A 19,737-nucleotide genomic window follows, 5' to 3' on the forward strand; every position below is an offset into this window, starting at 1 on the left:
TAATAATCAAAATACGAGGATTACCACCAGCAATGGCAGTAATCCCCGCTAAAATACTCAGCAATTAGCAAACAACGAACGGCTCACCAACATAAGCAACTGACTATCAACAACAAGCACTTCATTCGTCACTCTAGGCTATTGTTTTATCAATTGCTGAATCAACAACTCGTTCTCCTTGCTGATTGCTCGAAGGACATAGACCCCGTTTGGTAAATCCGAAATATCTAACTGAAACGACTGCACTGCTCCTTCCATCCGAATTTGTTGTACCATCCGCCCTTGGAGGTCAAATACTTCTACGGCTTCAAAATCAGTATTGGTTTCCAACCAGACCGTAACCTGACCACTAGTGGGCGTCGGATACACTTCTGCATTCAGTTTTACAAGATCATCCGCGGCGACCATACAGGTACCACATTGGAGCAGGTTATAGCTATCCGTTTGCACACACGTCGTCACACCGTCAGTACAAGTCACTTCAAAGGTAAAGGGGCCGCTCCAGGTAGGATCTACGGTTAGCGCTAACCCTGTTTCTCCTGGCAGTAAAACACCATTGTCGTACCACTGGTAAGTACAGTTAAAACCAGCTATCGGATACAAGACAATACCTTGTAGCGTAATCGTATCACAATTGCATCGGAAACAAGGCCCTACTGCATAAACTTCCATCGGCGGAGCCAAAGTCACCACGGGGCTCTTTACACGTTGCGGACAACAGCTGCTTTCTATAATGCAATAGTAATTTCCACCCAAGCTACCTCCTGCCGGCGGCGTATAGGTGTATGTCGCGGTCGTCGTCGTATGCACTGAGGTGTGGATCAAACTCCCTCCCTGGTACCAAAACACGGTGTAAGTACACCCTACCGGAGCCGGCGATGGCGCAAAATCAACTTCCAAATCCACCGAAGTCGGCGCGCATATCGGACTATAATCTGCAGTAAAATTATTGACAACCAATGGATCTATAATATCCAGGAGCAACTCTATTTCGTCAGCAGGGCATACGCCATTGGTCTTCTCTACTTTCACCCAGGTATCTTGGTACAGGCGATTGGTAAAGTACAAGGGGTTGCGGTCACCATTCGTAGGTAAGGCGGTGTAGCTGCTATTCGAGATTGGACGAATAAACCAATCCCAGCGCGCTGGCTGTCCGGCACATTCAGGCATATACTCTAGCACCGCATCTTCGCCATAACACAGCGGATTAGTATCGGGTGGCAACAATGTCAGCGTACCTACCGGAGCAGCTTCATTATCCAGGCGGATCGTAGCCGAACAGCTTTGATCACCGCAGGCTGGCGAGCTTACTATAACCGTATACACATAACTCTGAGAGCAATCCGTCGCCGAACCGGTAAAGCTCAGCGGTCCTGGCTGATAAGTAGGATTGGTCGCTCCTGGGATAGCGTTCCCATTAGGATCGTACCACTGGAGGGTATACGTACAGTTCGGCGTAGTCGGGTTCAAGGTCACCACCAAAGGTGCGGGCGTAATCGGGCTACCGGTATAGCAATAGGCTTGGTCTGCCACACTACAACTTACCGGTTCGCACAAGGTAATCGTCACGATATTAGAAACCAGCATCGTACAAGGTCCAGCTCCAGCGCCCATCACTACTTCGGCGTAAACACATACGTCACCACTGTGGTACTGAGGAGACAGCGTCAACGGCGAACAACCATTAGTTACCTGAAACGGCAAGCCCCAACTTGTAGGCGGACAAGGCGCATCAGCCACGTACCAGCGAACTTGTTGGACATCATAAAGCGTATTGCACCCCAACAGCGGAATTTGTACCGTTCCATCCGTTTTACATACTTCCTGTGGGGCCACCCTAATCTCTTTACAACACGGGGTCGCAAAAACAATAGGAAAGGAGCAACTGTGAGTACTCCCATCAGGACAAATACAGTTGACCGTTACCGTAATCGCAATACTATTCGGCATTGGCGGCGCTGCCACATCTATCAATCCGGTCACCGTATAGCCAGGGCCAGTACCACTTACGGCCACGTTGCTAATCGTAACACCAGCTTGGCTAGTACTTACACTTACCGTACAGCCTCCCGCGCCTGCGCCCGTAAGGTCAATCACATCTACAGAAAAGGCAAACTGATCATCCACAGCAGTACATTCAATAGACTCGTTACCAACCTCCGCACATTCGCAATCTACGGTAATGGGAAAAACGCAAGTGGTCTGGTTCCCTGCCATATCTGTAGCCGTGCAGGTCACCATAGTGGTTCCACATGGGAAGAAATCGCCGCTATTGTGGCTACAAATGTAAGTCACCATTGGGCAATTATCCGTCACCATCGGCGGGTTAAAGTTGACAATACTCCCCCCTGCGCAAGCCGGTACCGTCACGTTGATCGAGTCCGAGCAAGTAATCATTGGCGGCTCCATATCTTCTACCGTAATGGTATAGCTACAGGTCGCCATCTGTCCTTTGCTGTCCTCGGTTACGCAGGTGATCGTAGTGATACCTTTATTCAGTACCACCGGCGAAATGGCTGGACCACTGGTAGCACCAGACATCGTACAACTGTAAATAAACATCGTGGTACAATCGTCTGTAGCCATAGGGTCTGTCAATGCATAGGTAGCGGTACACAAGTCCGGATCAGTAGGAATGGTCACACTCTGTGGACAATTCAGCACCGGAGGGTTATCCGTCACAGTTACCGTCTGCTGACTAGTTGCCGCACAGCCGGTAGCATCCGTTATAGTGAGACAAACCTGATAAGTACCTGTGCCCGGTAAAGTAGCCGTCACGTTTTGCCCCGTAAAATCGGGCGGACTGCCGGGTAGGTTATCACAATTGATGTCCCACTCGTAGGTAAACGGCCCTGTTCCCGTAGCAATTCCCGTCAATTGTACTTCACAACAATCGGCTGTCCATGTAAAGTCAGCCGTACAGGCCACCATCTCACAGAAGTCATTACATCCATAACCAGGGTCGTATACAGCATACTGAAAAAACGAAGGTGGCTCCGGCAGCAGCGTATTACTCACCATAAACGGCAGCTGATTGATGGAATAGGCTTGCTCTACCTGCACAAAATCCTCTGCACAAGCATTCGTCATATTCAAATCAAAACTACCGATCAACATATCGTAATTCCCAAAACCTGAAGGGTTGTTCTGGCGGGCATCAGCATAAAAGATAGCATCATGATTAGCCTTTACCGAAAGGTGGGGTTCATCAAAAGCCGTTTCGTTATCATACAGGTATTTGTAAAAAACATCATTGAGCACAAAACCACCAATACCATTGATATACGACAGGCTATGCACCACATGGTAGTTCGGGTCTGCCCCTTTTTTCCGGCCTACCGTATACAGGTTACCCTGCAATCCATCACGGCCAATCTCTCTAAAGACACTCACACCAGGGAAACGGAAGCCCGTGATAACATTGTAGTTGGAGCGGTCAATGATGTATACCAAAGCCTCGTCTGTACCAAAGTCAGTACCCGCCAGCGCTACCTCACCGTTCTGCACGTCTACCCCATCGTACAAATCTATCACGCCTGGGTAGTAGGCCCTACCCTGCCAGGCGCCCGTCAGTCCGTTTATATCAATCAAAATTCCTTCGTTGCTACTGCTCCCAAAACTGGAACCATTGCCCACCAAAAACAGCGAGCCATCATTGATCGGCACCAGTCCCCGGTAAGCTTCGATCTCCACACCAGCTTGGTACTCTTGCGCCCAGTTAAAGGTCAAATCTGCGGCAAAGTTATAGACCACAGGCACATCAATTCCCGATGGTGTCGGTGATGGATTTTTCCGTCCCAGCACATAGTACGGAAAAGCCGGATTCGCAGGATTGGGATGTCGCACTATGCGCGTAAAACCTTCCCGGCCATTCTGGTCATAAACCTTACGCAAACCAGGGTTCCCAAAATCATCCATCTTCAATATAAAGGAGCGGTCACTGGCATTTTGGCCCGGGCCGGTACTCACCCCTCCGACTACGCCCACCAAAATCAGCTCATCGTTCGGCGCATCGTATTCCAAGTCCGTGATCCTGCCGGGAAACTCTAGCAATCGTTGCCAAACCAAAGCACCACTCGTCACCGAAAACTTGCTCATCGTAGGATACACCACACCCGACATATCCACCTGATATCCAGCAACATAAACACCATCAGTAAAAGCTTTAATTCGGGCAGGGCGATTATCCAACGTATCACCATACAGCTTCGCCCAAGGGGCTGCATTTGGGCAATTAAGCGGCGTTTCCGTAAAACCACCACACTGCTCGCCGCTCGGGTTACTCACCGTCACTTGGGAAGTAACCACCCCTGCAGACAGGTCTTCAAAACAAACAACGCCCAGTGTAATCACCGTCCCAGGGGCCGTCAATCCTACCAGATTGCCACTATAACTTATCGTCGCAATACCCGTAATCGGGTCAATAGTAGTCGAAAAGCCCGGCAAGTTAATCGTTACACTTTCTACCTTTCCCGAAAACGCGGGAAGCACCGTTGGGTCAATCACCAATTGGTCATACAACGAAGTCGATGGATCACAATTAGGACCAAAAAACAACTCCAAGTCGCCACAACAATCACTCGTAGGCACTATCTGGGCATCACAGCTACATTGAGCATAAAGTGCACTCCCTGCCCACCACAACAGTAGGCCCAGCATATATTTTATCGTTCGCATTTTTTATTTTTTATTTGGGCGTGCCCCTATCGGGTCGCTATGCTTCGGGGTTCGGCCCAGGGCCTCAGCTTCGCCCACCTCATCGGCGGGCTCGTCCTCCCTTCGGTCGCCCCTGCGCAGCGCTCACGCGTTCATCAACAATTATTTACCAAGTCCCTCTTTAAGGGTTCTTATCACAAGGCACCACTGTCCGTTCGGCTTCTCCCACACAGCCGGTCAGCGTATCGGTCACGATCACCTTGTAGGTCGTTCCGGTAATGGCAGGAGTATCGGTCAGGGTACATACCGCAGACGCAGGCCCTTGGGAAACATTATCTATAAACCATTCGTAGCTCAGCGGACCAGTGCTACTACATATCGTATAAGAATCACAAGCAGACAGCGTGATCGGGTCACCTAGGCTGGCACACTCGTTGGGCGTGATTGGGCAACTTAGTACCGCCACCGTTTCACACACTTCCAGGCAAAACTGCGGGCCTTCTACTGTTTGACACCCATTACTGGCCTCCAACCAATAGCAGCCACCAGCAGTGGCCGAAATACTCGTTCCCGTCCCAATCGGCAAGCCATCTAAATACCACTGATAGTTGACCCCAGCTTGAGGGCTATTCACCATCAAGGTTTCTGGCAAATCTTCCAGGCACACTTGGTTAATACCACTAATCGTTGGCACAAGTGGTGCCGAAATGAGGCGTATTTCCAACCAATCGCTATAGCAAGGATCACAAGCAGATGGGCTCGACAAAGGGTTACATTGTATCCGGTAATAGATGCTCGTAGCCGCAGGCGGCCAGAGGTAACTGGGCAGAATATTGGTATTCTGCAAACTGTTGGATAGCCCCATATCTGTCCAAACAGGTGTGCCTGTACCAGGATTCGTAAAGGTGTACTGCCACTGCGGGATACAATACTGGAAAGGTGTAGCAATAGTCAACTGTGCATCATTGCCTGGGCATATTTCGTAGACCAGCGGCGTAGCACTCACCAGGTTCAAGTTGGTAGGCGATCCCAATGGTGCTCCATCAATGGTGCCACAAACAGGCTGAGGGTCTACCATCACACACTGCGAGAACACCGCCAGTTTCCCCTGACAGTTGCGTACTTCTGCTTCAAAACAGTAGCTCCCCGGTACACCACCCGGAGGAAAAGGAGCCGTCCAGTTGTTGTAGGTCAAGCTCGTTTGGTTAAACGCTGAAGGAATCGGAATTCTACCCGTAGCAGGATCGTTAAAAAACCAGTCGATGGTCACATTGGGTCCGGGTGTACTTACAAAGGGATCGCTTGCATTTAGGGTCACCTGAAAATTTACCAACTCGCCTTCACAGAAAGGTCCCGACGGCACGATGCTAATGGTTGCTGGCCCAATGGGGCAACAGATTTGCAAGTCGTATTCGTCACTTACATAGGTACACTGCAGCGCTCCCGGGCCACTCACTGTGCTTACAGCACGGTATTTCCGATCAACAAACCCTTGGCTACCAGCACTGGTACAATCTGTCGTGAGTATCCCTGGCAAAATCGGAAAACAAAAACCCGTAAAAGGTGGGCTCACTAAATTGCTCCATAGCGTTCCACCGTTATCAGAATACTGCCATTGTACATTTACATTGCCAAAAGGGCCAGGCGTTTGGCCATTGTCATACAAACAAAAGTGGGCTGGATCGCCATCACAAATGCCGGTAAGCAAATTGTTTCGGTAAGGGTAGTCTCTAATCTCCAGACTTAGGTTGTGCAATGCCGGATAGACCAATGGCCCAGGTAAGGCCACAAAATTGCTCGTTGATCCTGTGAGACCAAAGTTGATGATGTTGCCATTGTTTCCGTTTCCAGAAAAGTCCATGACCTGCGTCAAAGAAGTATTGACTCCTCCGGGTACAATCGTTGTTTCATCAAAAGTCCAATAGGCAAACAAATTGCTTTCGTTGCCGGCTAATGGGCAATTCAAGCGGCCGCAAATCTCTGCCGGGATAAGTGCAGTATCCCAAATACGCAATTCATCTACCAGCCCCTGCCAATCAGCGGCAGCGGCAGCTCCACCTGGCCAGCGTCCCAGTCGGAAGTTGGTAATATTAAAAGTGTAAGCGGCCAAAGAAGGCGTACTTCCTACCAACACACAGTCTAGATAGAAATCTATCTGGGCGCCATTTTTCACCAATGCCAAGTGCTGCCAAACATTGACGCCAATAGGCGTAATGTTATTGACTCCCGTGTTATTGAAAACACCTCCCTGGATAAAATAGACGAGCTGGCCGCCCAATTGCCCCACTTCTATCCGGGTATTGGTGCCACCAAAACTAAACAGTCGGCGAAACTCAGTAAGGTTGGTATTTTGGGGATTAAACCAGCATTCTACCGTATAACTGGCAGGATTTCCCGCAAGAGAAGTAGCAACAAGCGGCAATTGAATAAAATCGTCTGCATTGCGTTCAAAGTGAAGCGCATTCTGGCCAGCTACTACTTGCCAGCTACAGCACAGTAGCAATAAAAATTTTAGGGTTTTCATAGATAAGGTTTAGTTGTAAATAGCACCTGATGTTATAGCAGGTGTACTACCCTACAATTGCCGCTACCTTAAAAACCTTACCCCTAAATGCTATTTATTTGTAAACAAATGCTTGTGCCTACCCACTCTCTACCCTTAGAAAGGCCCATAAACTCCTGCTTACCAACTCGAAAACCATGCATGGTGACAAATATTATTGTATATTTTACACTAAGTCATTTGATTATTGATCTTTAAGGTGCTATTTTTGTTCCTCTTTTAGAGAGATCAGTAGATGGAACTATTCATTAGCTGATCAACACCTTTAAATTTTATCCATCAAACTCCGCACAAACATGAAATCTCGCGCAAATACGCCAAAGAGAATTGCTATCAACGGTTTCGGACGCATCGGTCGCCTGACCTTCCGCAACCTCCTCAAAAAAGACGGCCTTGAAGTTGTTGCTATCAACGACCTGACTGATAACGCTACACTCGCTCATCTTTTGAAGTACGATTCTGCACAAGGCCCATTCGAGGGTACCGTAGAAGCTACCGATGATGCCTTAATCGTAAATGGTAAAAAGATCGTTTGCCTTTCCGAGCGTGATCCTTCTGCACTTCCTTGGGCAGAACATAACATTGATTTGGTACTAGAATGTACCGGACGTTTTGTTACTAAAGAAAATGCTAGCATGCACCTGAAGGCAGGTGCTAAAGATGTTTTACTTTCTGCTCCTGGCAAAGGTGAAGGCATCCAAACCATTGTACTTGGTGTAAACCACGAAGACCTGGATCGTCGTGCTAATATATTCTCGAACGCTTCTTGTACCACCAACTGTTTGGCACCGGTCGTAAAGATCGTCAATGACAACTATGGTATCCAGCTTGGTTCGATGACCACTACCCACGCTTATACTGCTGACCAGCGCATTCAGGATGCTCCTCACAAGGACCTTCGTCGCGCACGTGCAGCTGCTTACAACATCGTTCCTACCAGCACTGGTGCTGCAGCGGCGGTGAAGTTAGTATACCCTGCTATTGGTAGCAAACTATCGGCTATTGCCGTACGTGTACCTGTTGTTACCGGTTCTATGATCGAACTGAACGTAGTACTGGACAAAACACCTGGTAGTGTTGCTGAGGTAAACGCTAAGTTTAAGGAAGCTGCTGAAGGCCCAATGAAAGGTTACCTACAGTACACCGAAGATCCTATCGTTTCTAGCGATATCGTTCGTAATCCTCACTCTTCTATTTTCGATTCCCTGATGACCAACATCAACGGAAACATGCTGAAAGTAGTAAGCTGGTACGACAACGAGGCGGGTTATTCAGCTCGTTTGGCTGATTTCGCTCACTTGATCTGTACTAAGTAATTTAGTACTAGGTACTTAGTAAAAGGTATAGGGTATAGGGATTTACCTATGGTAATGATTACCCCTTCAGTCCTCAGTGTTGTCTAAGACGCTTACCAAGTACTATTTGCCTTTTCACTTAAATGCTCACTTTAACCATTCTCAGCCCAAGTCCTGACAACGACATTACAACGGCTACGTTTTGGTTAAAGTGAGCCATTCTGTTTTTCCTTCTACCTAGTACTTAGTACCCTGTACAAAGTACCCCTTTAAAATCCCCACTCCATGCTGAATGCTGCAGGTAAAAAAGCGCTTATCCGCGTTGATTTTAATGTTCCTCTTGATAGTGAATTCCAAATTACGGACGACACGCGTATCCAGGCTGCCGTTCCTACCATTAAAAAGGTCCTGGCCGATGGAGGTGCAGCGATTCTAATGTCACACCTTGGGCGTCCACAGAAAAAGAAACTGGAAGACGGCAGCATTGATGTGCAGAAGTTCACCCTGCGCCACATCGTTGCTCACCTTTCGCAGGTACTCGGTGTTGATGTTCGTTTTTGTCCGGAGACCGTTGGCCCTAAAGCCCGTGCCTTGGCAGAAAGCTTGCAGCCAGGCCAGGTGATCCTTTTGGAAAATACCCGCTTTGCAGCCGGAGAGGAGAAAGGCGATGAAACTTTTGCTAAGCAATTGGCAGAACTCGGTGATGTATACATCAACGATGCTTTTGGTACTGCCCACCGAGCTCATGCTTCTACAGCGGTAATGGCCCAATACTTCAAGGCCGATGAAAAGTCATTTGGCTTTTTGATGGACAAAGAAGTGGTGAGTGCTAATAAAGTACTCCACAACCCGGAACATCCGCTCACCGCTATCGTTGGTGGTGCTAAGGTATCTGACAAAATTCTGCTGCTCGATCGCCTACTCGACAGTGTTGACAATCTCATCATTGGCGGTGGTATGGCTTATACTTTCGCCAAAGCGCAAGGAGGAAGCATTGGCAACTCTATCTGCGAAGAGGATAAAACAGACTTGGCGCTTCAGTTGCTCCAAAAAGGTCATGACAAAGGCGTAAACATCTACCTGCCTACCGACAACAAGATCGCGGATGGTTTCTCGAATGATGCAGCAAGCCAGTTTGCAGCCACAGGTTCCATTCCTGACGGTTGGGAAGGCCTGGACATTGGCCCAGACAGTATCAAAACGTTTGGCAAAGTGGTATTGGCATCCAAAACAATTCTTTGGAATGGCCCTATGGGCGTTTTCGAATTTGAGAACTTTGCTCACGGCACCAAAGCCATGGCCGAATACGTTGCTCAAGCTACCAAAGCTGGCGCTTATTCATTGATTGGTGGTGGTGACTCTGTAGCTGCTGTCAACCAAATGGGGCTAGCGGATGACGTTAGCCATGCCTCTACAGGTGGTGGTGCTATGCTCGAATACCTGGAAGGTAAAACCTTACCTGGTATCGCTGCTATCGAGTCCTAAGGAACAGCACGAAAATAAAGTGTTTTCTGCGCAATGCTAGCTGTAGGATATTCCTAAAAAATAAAGGCCCGGGTACTTTTTATTTAGTATCCGGGCCTCTGTATTCCTGTAATATCATACTTTCGTTGGCAGAAAACGGCATTTCGTCGAATTCTACCCTTTAATCGAACATAAAAGGGCCTGCATTGTGTTACTTTTAGGGCCAACACAAGGTCACAAGGCTAAACTTATTCTATGCTGCTCTGGAGCATCTTTATCGTATTTATACTTTTTTTATTAGGATTAGATCTCGGCGTCTTCAACCGGGACAACCATGTTCCGAGTACGCGTGAAGCGCTACGATGGACGAGCCTTTGGGCTGTTGTAGGGCTAAGTTTTTCTTTAGTAGTCTACTATCTTTACGATCACCATTGGGGTACCCGAGATTTAGCGGGTGGTGATGCCGTTTTAAAATACCTGAGCGGTTATTTGGTCGAACTTTCGCTGAGCATGGACAATGTGTTCGTCATGGCCCTGATTTTCAAGTATTTCAAAATCCCTCAACAATTTCAACACCGGGTTCTATTCTGGGGCATTTTAGGGGCATTGGTATTTAGAGGTATCATGATTGGAGCTGGTGTTTGGTTATTAGAGCAGTTTCAATGGATGATGTACCTTTTTGGAATCATCCTGATCTATAGCGCTTACAAGATGCTCACCAGCGAGGAAGAGGTTGATCCCAATCGGAATCCAATCATCAAATACGCTAAGAAGATATTCCCTGTCAGTAAGCAAATCGAAGACGAATCGTTCTTTGTACGCCGCAAACATATTTTGGCAGCCACTCCCCTATTCATTGCTTTACTGATGATAGAAACTACCGATGTGCTTTTTGCTTTCGACTCTATCCCTGCTATTCTGGCGATTACCACCGATCCATTTTTGGTCTTCTCCTCTAATGTATTTGCCATCCTGGGGCTACGTTCCCTTTATTTTGTATTGGCCTCTATGATGGATCGATTTGAGTACATGAAATACAGCTTGGCAATCATCCTGTTTTTCGTTGCCGCCAAAATGATGCTCCACCAATACTGGCATCCCGCCGAATGGCTGAGCCTGGTCGTGATCTTTATATTGTTAGCCGGTGGGGTTTTCGTATCGCTCTACCAAACGAGAAAGGAGGAGAAAGCTGGTTAGGTGGTTTGGTTGTTAGATGGTTGATGGTTGATGGTTAGATGGAAAATCTGGAATAGCTAGATGGCTACCCAAAACAACTTCGCGCAACACACATCCCTTTTCCTGTAAAACACATCCCGGAACGAAGCCATTTTCAACAATGGGAAGAGATGGAGCTTTTGGGCGCTCCCCTTCGGGTCGGGTCATTCGCCACGCGCTATCGCTTGGCCCTACGGGCGCCCCGGTGCCCGGTGCTGGCTACTACCCCTAGCGCGAGGTAGCCAAAGACGCAGACCGTACAAGAATGGCATGACTTTGCTTGATAGACAAGTCCCCACATACCTGAAGTGGGACGTCAGAAGTCAGAAGTGGGAAGTATTTTGCGCACCGAAGCCGCACACTGCACCAAAAGGTGTAAAGGTTGGGTAAGTGTAAGTGTGTAAAGTTTAGGTCAACTACCTCGCATTCCGCACCAAAAACGCACTCTGCAGCTGAAGTGGGAAGTATTTCCCGCACCTAGCACTCCGCACCCAAAGCCGCACACCGCACTAAAATTCGGGAGAATTTTCCGCACCAAAAACGCACCCCGATTGCAAGTACAATCACGTCACCCAGAAGAAGATCGCTACAGCAATGGCTATCACCAGTAGTTCCAACAAGTTCCCGTTGTTTTCTCCTTCTACCCTTAGGTGGATCATAGAAATCGAAGAGGCTACCAAGCCACCCGCCGCATAAAACCCTATAATATTGTAACCAGGGAGGGTGGCGCCATGATGCCCCAACTCATTCCACACACGCAATGCCAACAAAAAGAGCAGAATACCGATAGCGGCACTGGCGACTCCAATGATAAGATGCCAGAAAAAAGCGACCCCTTCGCGGACTTTATCAAAGGTTCGGATCGTAGAGGTAATCACCAGCCAAAAGGCCAACAAGCTCACCCCTGTACGGGTAGCATTGAGCCAATTAGCATTATTGGGAAATAACTTGCCTATAAGAATATAAATCACCGTCAGTATTACACCCAGTACAATACTTGAGACCATAACCGTGCGCCAGAGTGCTCTCTTGTCTTCGTGATCAAGGCCCACTTCCATGGAGCGCTCAGGGTTTTTCTTACGTTTTGCCATTATTGTTTGTTTTTATGACTAGCTGCCTAGCATCTTTATTTTTTTGACTTGCCTCGCGCGTAGCGCATTACCGCCGACACCGTCGGCACTACCACAACCCCGGCTTTCCGGGGGAGTACCACCGCGAACGCAGTGAGCACCTTCGTGAACGTAAGTGAACACCTACGCGAGCACTACCCAAACATCCCCTCCTCCACCAATTCACAAATAAGATGCCCCACCAGCATGTGGCACTCTTGAATGCGTGGTGTATCCTTAGAGGGAACAGCCAAGAGATAATCACAATGTTCTGCCAGTTTACCACCGGTTTGGCCCGTAAAGCCGACAATGGTCATTCCTTGTTCCTTCGCAGCCGCTACCGCTCTTAAAATATTAGGGGAATTCCCTGAAGTTGACATCGCAAAAAGAACATCGCCCTTGCGTCCCATAGCCTTTACCATACGAGCGTAGCTTTCTTCGTAGCCATAATCATTGCCTACTGCCGTCAGGTAACTCGTATTAACGTGCAATGCTTCGGCATAAAGCGGCGGACGATCAAAGTAAAAGCGCCCAGAAAACTCTGCAGCCAAATGCTGTGCATCGGCCGCACTGCCTCCGTTGCCACAAAAAAGAAGTTTACCATCGCGACCAAAACAGTCGATACACAAATCTACGAGCTGCTCTGTAAGCGTAATCATCTCGGTATCTGACACCAATAGCTGTTTGAGGTCAATACTGTCCTGGATACCTTGTTTTATTCGTTCCTGTATCATACTGTTTCCTTAATTGATCGCAAGTTAGAACAACTGCTCCAGTGTTTCCACAAAAGTGGACCAGGAAAACCGCTGCTTTTCTTTTCGCACGCCTTTTCCAAGTGATTCTGTCCTTTCGTTTTGATAAAAATCAAGTACCGAAACGGCTAATTCTTCGGCATCCTGTTCAATGACATAGCCTGCCTCTCCGTGGGGAACAATTTCTGGCAGCCCCCCTACCCTGGTCACAACCATCGGTTTTTCGAAATGGTAAGCCAGTTGGGATATTCCACTCTGTGTAGCCGTTTTATAAGGTTGCACGACTAAATCAGCTGCGCCAAAATAATACCGCACCTCATCATTGGCAATAAAGGAGGTATGGGCAATCACCAGGTCTGTTATCCCCAATGTCTCCATCAAGGTTTCATATTTTTCCTGATTGCCATAGTATTCTCCTGCGAGAATCAATTTTACTCCAGATTTCCGAATCATCGGATTCGCCATGGCTTCCAGCAACAACTCCAGTCCTTTGTATTCGCGAATGTATCCAAAAAACAAAAGGTATCTCCCATCGGCATCCAAGCCTAGATGCTGGCGTGCGACAGTAGGGTTTACCCGCGCTCCGTAAGAATCATAAATGGGATGTGGAGAGGTGCGAACAGGTGCCGCAGAAAAATCCGCTAGTTCTTCTTTGACCGAAGTAGAAAGCGTCATAAAGCCATCAGAAGCCGCCGTAAAATAACGAGACAACAACTGGTCTCCTGGTCGGCGTTCGTGCGGGATGATGTTATGTACTAAACCTATTCGTTGGGTATGCCTATCATCCAGTTGCCGGAGAATTGTCCCCAAGCACGGCGCCATAAAGGGCATCCAGTAAGCCGCAATGACGACATCCGGGCGGCGTTTGCGCAGTTCCCGGCCTACTCTCCACCAATTGAATGGATTGACCGCATTTATTTTACGCTCAATGGCCAGGCCTTCCGGCGCTGCATCTTCAGAATATTGGGTTTTTCCTGGAAACAGGAAGTCCGGATATTGCAAGGTAAAGGTGATCAATGTTACCTGATGGCCTGCATCTTGTAGGGCGTAAGCGAGCCGCTCATTGAAAGCCGCCAGCCCACCACGATATGGATAAGCTGGCCCCAAGAGGAGAATGTGCTTAGAAGGACTACTCATTGACTGCTGCTTGGCCAATTTTCTGCTCGACAAGGTAGTGGTTGCGATCTGTGGCCGAGCGTACAATCAGTTCCGCCAAGAAGCCTGTGAGAAACAGCTGACTACCAATGATGGCACAAATCAGTCCCAGGTAAAACAAAGGACGATCCGTAATGCCGTAATTGAGATAAACCAACTTTGAAATGCTGAGGTAGGCCAAAATCACAAAACCCAGAAGAAAAACTACCGCGCCGAGCATCCCGAAAAAGTGCATCGGGCGTTTGCGGAAACGCGATATAAAGATGACCGACAGTAGATCCAAAGGCCCTCGGATGAATCGTTCTATACCAAACTTCGTCACGCCATATTTGCGTTCCTGATGTTGAACGACCTTCTCTGTGATCTTTTTGAAGCCCGCCCATTTTGCCAATACAGGGATGTAGCGGTGCATTTCACCGTAAACTTCAATGCTCTTGATGACTGCTTTGCGGTAAGCTTTTAGCCCGCAGTTGAAATCATGGAGTTGAATGCCTGTCATTCGCCGAACCGTCCAGTTGTAAAGCTTACTCGGCAGGTTTTTGGTAAGCACTGGATCGTAGCGCTTTTTCTTCCAACCAGATACCAGGTCGTAGCCTTCATCACGAATCATTGCTACCAGCTCCGGAATCTCGTCAGGGCTATCTTGCAAATCAGCATCCATCGTTATAACGACATCACCGACGGCTGCGTCAAAACCTACAAAAAGGCCGGCAGACTTACCATAATTACGCTGAAATTTGATGCCTCGTATTTCCGGCATTTCTGCCGAGAGTTTTTCAATCACTTCCCAGGATCTATCTGTACTACCGTCGTCTACCATGATGATTTCATAACGATAAGCCTCCCGATCAGCCACACGCTTGATCCAGGCAGCCAGTTCAGGCAATGACTCTTCTTCGTTGAAAAGGGGGATAACGACGGATAAATCCATTAGCTAATGTGGGTTAGAATTTAAGCAAAGCGACAATATACGGACTTTCCCGACGGAAGAAGTCGCAATAAAATAGACTTCTACCTTCTCCGAGAGAGGATAAAACCTATAGCTGTCGCCAATAAAAAACCGGGAATTAAACTTTGCGCGTAAGCGAAAAACGAGCTTCCTGCTGTAGGCATCACTGCGTCTTTGGGGTCATAGCCCTGAGCAGCCATCAACTCTCCCTGAAGTTTGACCAATTCTGGATCAAACACCGCGAAAAGCAGGTGATAGTAAAAATAAAACAAGGCATTAGCTACCACAAAAACCATAAAACCTGGCTGAATATATGACTTGAGTTCTTCACCCTCTACTTTACTTTGCGACTTCCACATCGCAAAAATGAAAACAACATAAGTACTCAACCAAAGACCACGGCTAAGCACCAATTCTCTTTGAAAAAAATAGACCGAAGCAAACAGCACTACGACTATCCCTCCGGCTATAATACCCCAGCGAATACCATCTTGCCGCCACTGTTCTTCCTGCTGTTCGTTTGTCATAAGTAGTTATTTAGAGGTAACAAATTGATCGCCATTCAAAATACCCAGAGGGCAACCACTAAGTTCAGTGCCGATCAATGGTGAGTTTTTTGACCTTGAGTGTATATCTTGCAGTGCAACACTCCAATTCTTATCATACTGATAGAAAGTAAGTTGTGCATACTCACCCACAGCAATGCTTGATGACTCAAGTTGAAAAATATCCCGTGGTCCGCTCGTAAACTTAGCAATCAACTCCTCTTCCGTAAGGAAATCACCTACGCCCTTGCGAGCAGTTGCAAAAGCAGTAGAAATCGTTGCTGCACCAAAATCTGCGTAAGCAAATTCAAGGTGTTTCGTTTCTAACTCCAGGGGTGTATGATTAGAGGAAATACAATCAATCGTGCCATCCTTCAAGCCTTCTAGCAGGGCTTGTCGGTCACTCTCTTCCCGCAAAGGAGGAAGCACTTTGCAATGGCTATCGAAACTCTCTACATCCTTGACGGTTAGTAAAAGGTTGAGCGCCGCCACTGAAGCCGTCACCCGTAAACCCTGGGCTTTAGCTTCGCGAATTTTCTCAACACCGTTAGCAGTAGAAACATGGCTAAGATGAAGCCGAGAGTCGGTATATTCTAACAAGCGGAGGTCGCGTTCGATCATCAACTCTTCAGCCAGGGAAGGAATACCGCGCATACCCAGCATGGTGCTTACAATCCCTTCATGGAGTTGCCCCTTACCAGCAATGGTTGCCTCTTGGGGTTGATTCATAATCAGGCCATCAAAAGTCTTTGCGTAGAGTAAGGCGCGCAACAATAGGCCAGCGTGCTGGATGCTGTGGCTACCATCTGAAAAAGCGACGGCTCCAGCAGCACGCATATCCAGCATTTCTGTAATTTCTGCACCAGCAAGGTTCTTGCTTACAGCACCAATGGGCAGCAGGTCTACTGGCGCAAAGCGAGATTGCTGCAACAGATAACTTACCCCTGACTTATCGTGAATAACGGGTTGCGTTTCCGGGCGAAGGCCTACTTTCGTAAAACCACCTGCTGCTGCTGCCTTTGTAAGAGAGGCAATATCTTCTCGGTGTTCAAACCCGGGGTCGCCGCCTGTGGCCTCAAGGTCTATCCAGCCTGTAGAAACACTTGCTTTGGGTAAGTGTATTTCTTCCGCACCATCAAGGGATAAGCCTGATCCAATCTCAGCCAATATGCCGTCGGTGACTCGAATATCTACCGTTTGCCCGTGCCATTCGCTGCCGGGATTCATGATTTTTACTGCTCGAAAAAGCCTCTGCATAGAAGTGTCCTCATTTGAAAGCCAAATTTAGGAATTTTGAAGGAGATAGAAGTAGCTTCTTGTCGATTCCTCCGAAATGTTGCTGTGATCCTCACCAGTGAGCAAGAGACTAAGGTGGCGATGCTGGTCGGGGGACCAGCGGGATACAACAGCTTAGTCTGGGGACTAAGCTGAGCGAGGAGTCGGGGACAAACCCGTTTGTAAACCTCGGAGAAGTCAAAGTTTGGTAGCTATTACACCAACAAACGGGTAGTCAGCAGCAAGCAGTATTGGTCCCTTTGACGCTAACAACCTGAGGTTTCTTCTTTAACCGAAGTCGGAACCGAACAGGTGGAGACCGGGCGTTCCGATCTTCCATCGGAAACCAAGGACAATGGGATGGTAACGTTAGTGGACAGCCCGGTGCCGATCCCGTCCCGACTTTTCTAGTCGGGACGGGAGATGGCATGGCACCAAAACAACCCCAAAAGAACTAGCCTATTCCTGCTTAAAAAGCGTGACGGATTTCCGCTGCTGATCCTTTTCCAGGCTCAAATGGTACCAACCTACGGGGAGATGTGCGGTGGGCAAAGTAAGCACCTGATTGCCAGAAGTAACCGACACGATACCTTGATCTACCGCCTGGCCGAGGGCGTTGACAAAAGCCCAGTACACCTCCCCTTCTTGCGGGAAGGTTACAGGTAGGAAGACCTCGTCTCGAACAGGATTGGGGTAAACATCTCCTACCGTCATCTCCAAGGATTGCCGCTGCAAGCTGCGAATGACCGAATAAGAGGTACTTTCATCAAACTCTTTGACTCGGATGCGGTAGTACATCACTGGTTGATCTGCTTCATGATCCAGGTAGTGATAAGTCGCTGCGGCTTGGTTTTTGGCAGGAATAACATCAAGCGGCAGAAAGGTTTTTCCGTCCTCCGACTTTTGTACTTCGTAGTAGTCCAGTTGTTCTTCGAAAGCCGTGGACCATGTAAGCGCTGCGGTGCTTTCATCTATTGATTTCACGGTAAAGCTCAACCAATCCAATGGCAATACTGCCACGGCAGTGAGCGTAACATCTGCCGGGTTTTTCCAGTCTAAATAATTAACGCTGGTGTGCAAAATTCGCAAATAATTTAGTCCGTCTTTCTGCAAGGCAGCATTGGGAATAAGCAGGCGCTGCTCTGAATTGGTGCCTAACGGGTATGCCGCAGAATAGGCTCCAGATTGGTTCATTTCGGTGTAATCGCCAACACTGCTGCCGAAGAAATCTACCTGGGTAGCAACACCGCTAGCGGGGTTTATGTCAATGGCCAAATCATCAGCAAAGCCAGAGGGGACCGAAAAAGCAAACCAATCAGGATCAGCGGTGGTGCTACCGTGAGGCGTATTGCGCGCACGGAAGGTGGGGATTACGGTATAGGGGTTCTCAAAATCAAGCGTCCAGGCAAAATAAGGGTAATCTCCCTCGTCCATGCCCCGAATCAACTTATTCATATCGTCATTGGCACCAAGGTGAGTGGCATTATTGAGTAATGTGTCTGTCAGTCGGCCACTGATACCATCTGAGGGGTAAGGGACATTACCATTGAAGAGCCATTGCCGCTCCCAGGCCACTACCCCATCACCGGAAAAGCCCGTGATATCACTGGTCATCCAAGTATAGTGAATATTGGTTGGCAAAGGCATATTGGGGTTATCGTAGGTTCCATGCCAGGCATCACCCGTACCTTGGTCTTCGCCGCTGATATTGATACCTTCAATATTATCGGACTCATCACCATCGCAATTTACATCTTCGTTCCACCAACCCCAACCAGCATCTTCGTCACCACCGAATAAGTAAGCACCTGAACAATCACTTAAGCCCAAAAAACCACAGGACCAGGAATAACGTAAATCCCGTACCGCTTCAGAGGACAAATCCGGCAGGCCATCCCGCTGTGGTGGATTATCATCGTCGCGAACACCTGTGATATTCCCCAGCGTGTTGCTCCCCCGGTGTGGTGTGACGGTGGTAAGAACGCTCGCGACCTTGTGCCCCGAACCAGAGCCCGGCGTGACCCACCAAGGGTGACCGCCGCTCCCTGTGCGTTGGAGGTACTCGCGGATCGCCAAGCCGCCCATCGAGTGCCCGGCCAGTATGACTTTACTTTTATCAGGATTGGCCGCTAGTACTTTCTCTATCATTACCCCTAAAGCGTAGCCCTGCTTGAAGATGGCAGATTCGTTACTGTCGGATTCTGTAAATGAAATAGCGGAACCATCGTTACGATTAATGATGGGGTTGTTTACATCTTCGTTCCAGGAGTTATCAAAATTGATGGCGTAGACACAGCCGGGAGCAAGCTCATTATTTTCGTTGTTGAAGGTGACGAGTACATCGTCGTCATTGGTGCCTTTGGTGCCGTCATTTCCCCAAATATGGGTGTTGGTCTGCGCGTTGAGCATGGCNTGAAAGACATGATTGTCTGTCAGGTCTCCGAAGATACTTTCAAAGGAACCATTATTGTAAGCATCCCCCCAAGAGGTTTGATCGCCCGTCCAGCCGTGCAGAAAAATGATGGGGTAAGGACAGTCACCCCCCTGCGCAGAAAGCATAAAAGGGCAAAAGAGCAATAGCAACAAGCTAAAGCAAAGTGGTTTAAGGATTGTCGTAAAGGGCATAGTTTCGTATTCAAATACAGTCAAATATAAATAGTCTTTCCCGCAATACGAATCATTTTTCTTTGCAGAGGGCAAACCATACAAATGTATCGTCGTTTTAACAAGGATTTAAACTACTATCCACCCAACGCATC

12 protein-coding genes are annotated in these 19,737 nt (G+C 48.2%); 3 read left to right on the plus strand and 9 right to left on the minus strand.

What is annotated here, in order from left to right; genetic code table 11:
• Positions 1 to 138: 138 nt before the first annotated feature.
• Both A3EU_RS0100460 and A3EU_RS0100465 read right to left on the minus strand, forming a co-directional pair.
• Positions 139 to 4,677, minus strand: a complete 4,539-nt coding sequence (locus A3EU_RS0100460; protein ID WP_083937196.1) for an HYR domain-containing protein — start codon at positions 4,675 to 4,677, stop codon at positions 139 to 141.
• Positions 4,678 to 4,837: 160 nt separating this feature from the next.
• Positions 4,838 to 7,180, minus strand: coding sequence for a LamG domain-containing protein (locus A3EU_RS0100465; RefSeq protein ID WP_020534145.1), 2,343 nt, complete (start codon positions 7,178 to 7,180; stop codon positions 4,838 to 4,840).
• A gap of 335 nt (positions 7,181 to 7,515) precedes the next feature.
• On the opposite strand from A3EU_RS0100465, the gene gap reads away from it, so the two are divergent.
• From gap to A3EU_RS0100480, 3 genes are all read left to right on the plus strand, one after another.
• Positions 7,516 to 8,535: a type I glyceraldehyde-3-phosphate dehydrogenase gene (gene gap, locus A3EU_RS0100470; RefSeq protein ID WP_020534146.1), complete on the plus strand. Its 1,020-nt coding sequence runs from the start codon at positions 7,516 to 7,518 to the stop codon at positions 8,533 to 8,535.
• 264 nt (positions 8,536 to 8,799) lie between these two features.
• Positions 8,800 to 9,999 carry a phosphoglycerate kinase gene (locus A3EU_RS0100475; RefSeq protein WP_020534147.1) on the plus strand — a complete coding sequence of 400 codons (1,200 nt, stop codon included), beginning with the start codon at positions 8,800 to 8,802 and terminating at the stop codon, positions 9,997 to 9,999.
• Positions 10,000 to 10,233: 234 nt separating this feature from the next.
• Positions 10,234 to 11,175, plus strand: coding sequence for a TerC family protein (locus A3EU_RS0100480; RefSeq protein WP_020534148.1), 942 nt, complete (start codon positions 10,234 to 10,236; stop codon positions 11,173 to 11,175).
• Between the two features lie 581 nt (positions 11,176 to 11,756).
• Here A3EU_RS0100480 and A3EU_RS0100485 read toward each other — a convergent pair.
• From A3EU_RS0100485 to A3EU_RS0100515, 7 genes are all read right to left on the minus strand, one after another.
• Positions 11,757 to 12,284 carry a hypothetical protein gene (locus A3EU_RS0100485; RefSeq protein WP_020534149.1) on the minus strand — a complete coding sequence of 176 codons (528 nt, stop codon included), beginning with the start codon at positions 12,282 to 12,284 and terminating at the stop codon, positions 11,757 to 11,759.
• Positions 12,285 to 12,457: 173 nt separating this feature from the next.
• Entirely contained in the window at positions 12,458 to 13,036 is a 579-nt protein-coding gene (locus A3EU_RS0100490) for a D-sedoheptulose-7-phosphate isomerase (RefSeq protein WP_020534150.1), read from the minus strand.
• Positions 13,037 to 13,060: 24 nt separating this feature from the next.
• Positions 13,061 to 14,191, minus strand: a complete 1,131-nt coding sequence (locus tag A3EU_RS0100495; protein ID WP_020534151.1) for a glycosyltransferase — start codon at positions 14,189 to 14,191, stop codon at positions 13,061 to 13,063.
• Positions 14,184 to 15,140 (minus strand): glycosyltransferase family 2 protein, encoded by a 957-nt coding sequence (locus A3EU_RS0100500; RefSeq protein ID WP_020534152.1) that lies wholly within the window; start codon positions 15,138 to 15,140, stop codon positions 14,184 to 14,186. Before A3EU_RS0100500 ends, A3EU_RS0100495 begins: the two co-directional genes overlap by 8 nt.
• A gap of 80 nt (positions 15,141 to 15,220) precedes the next feature.
• Positions 15,221 to 15,685 (minus strand): DUF4199 domain-containing protein, encoded by a 465-nt coding sequence (locus A3EU_RS0100505; protein WP_020534153.1) that lies wholly within the window; start codon positions 15,683 to 15,685, stop codon positions 15,221 to 15,223.
• Positions 15,686 to 15,691: 6 nt separating this feature from the next.
• A complete protein-coding gene (locus A3EU_RS0100510; protein ID WP_052331269.1) occupies positions 15,692 to 16,930 on the minus strand; it encodes a dihydroorotase in 1,239 nt (412 codons plus the stop codon).
• Between the two features lie 507 nt (positions 16,931 to 17,437).
• Positions 17,438 to 19,603: a T9SS type A sorting domain-containing protein gene (locus tag A3EU_RS0100515; protein ID WP_044085297.1), complete on the minus strand. Its 2,166-nt coding sequence runs from the start codon at positions 19,601 to 19,603 to the stop codon at positions 17,438 to 17,440.
• Positions 19,604 to 19,737: the final 134 nt, after the last annotated feature.

Source organism: Lewinella cohaerens DSM 23179 (genome assembly GCF_000379805.1).
Classification (GTDB): Bacteria; Bacteroidota; Bacteroidia; order Chitinophagales; family Saprospiraceae; genus Lewinella; species Lewinella cohaerens.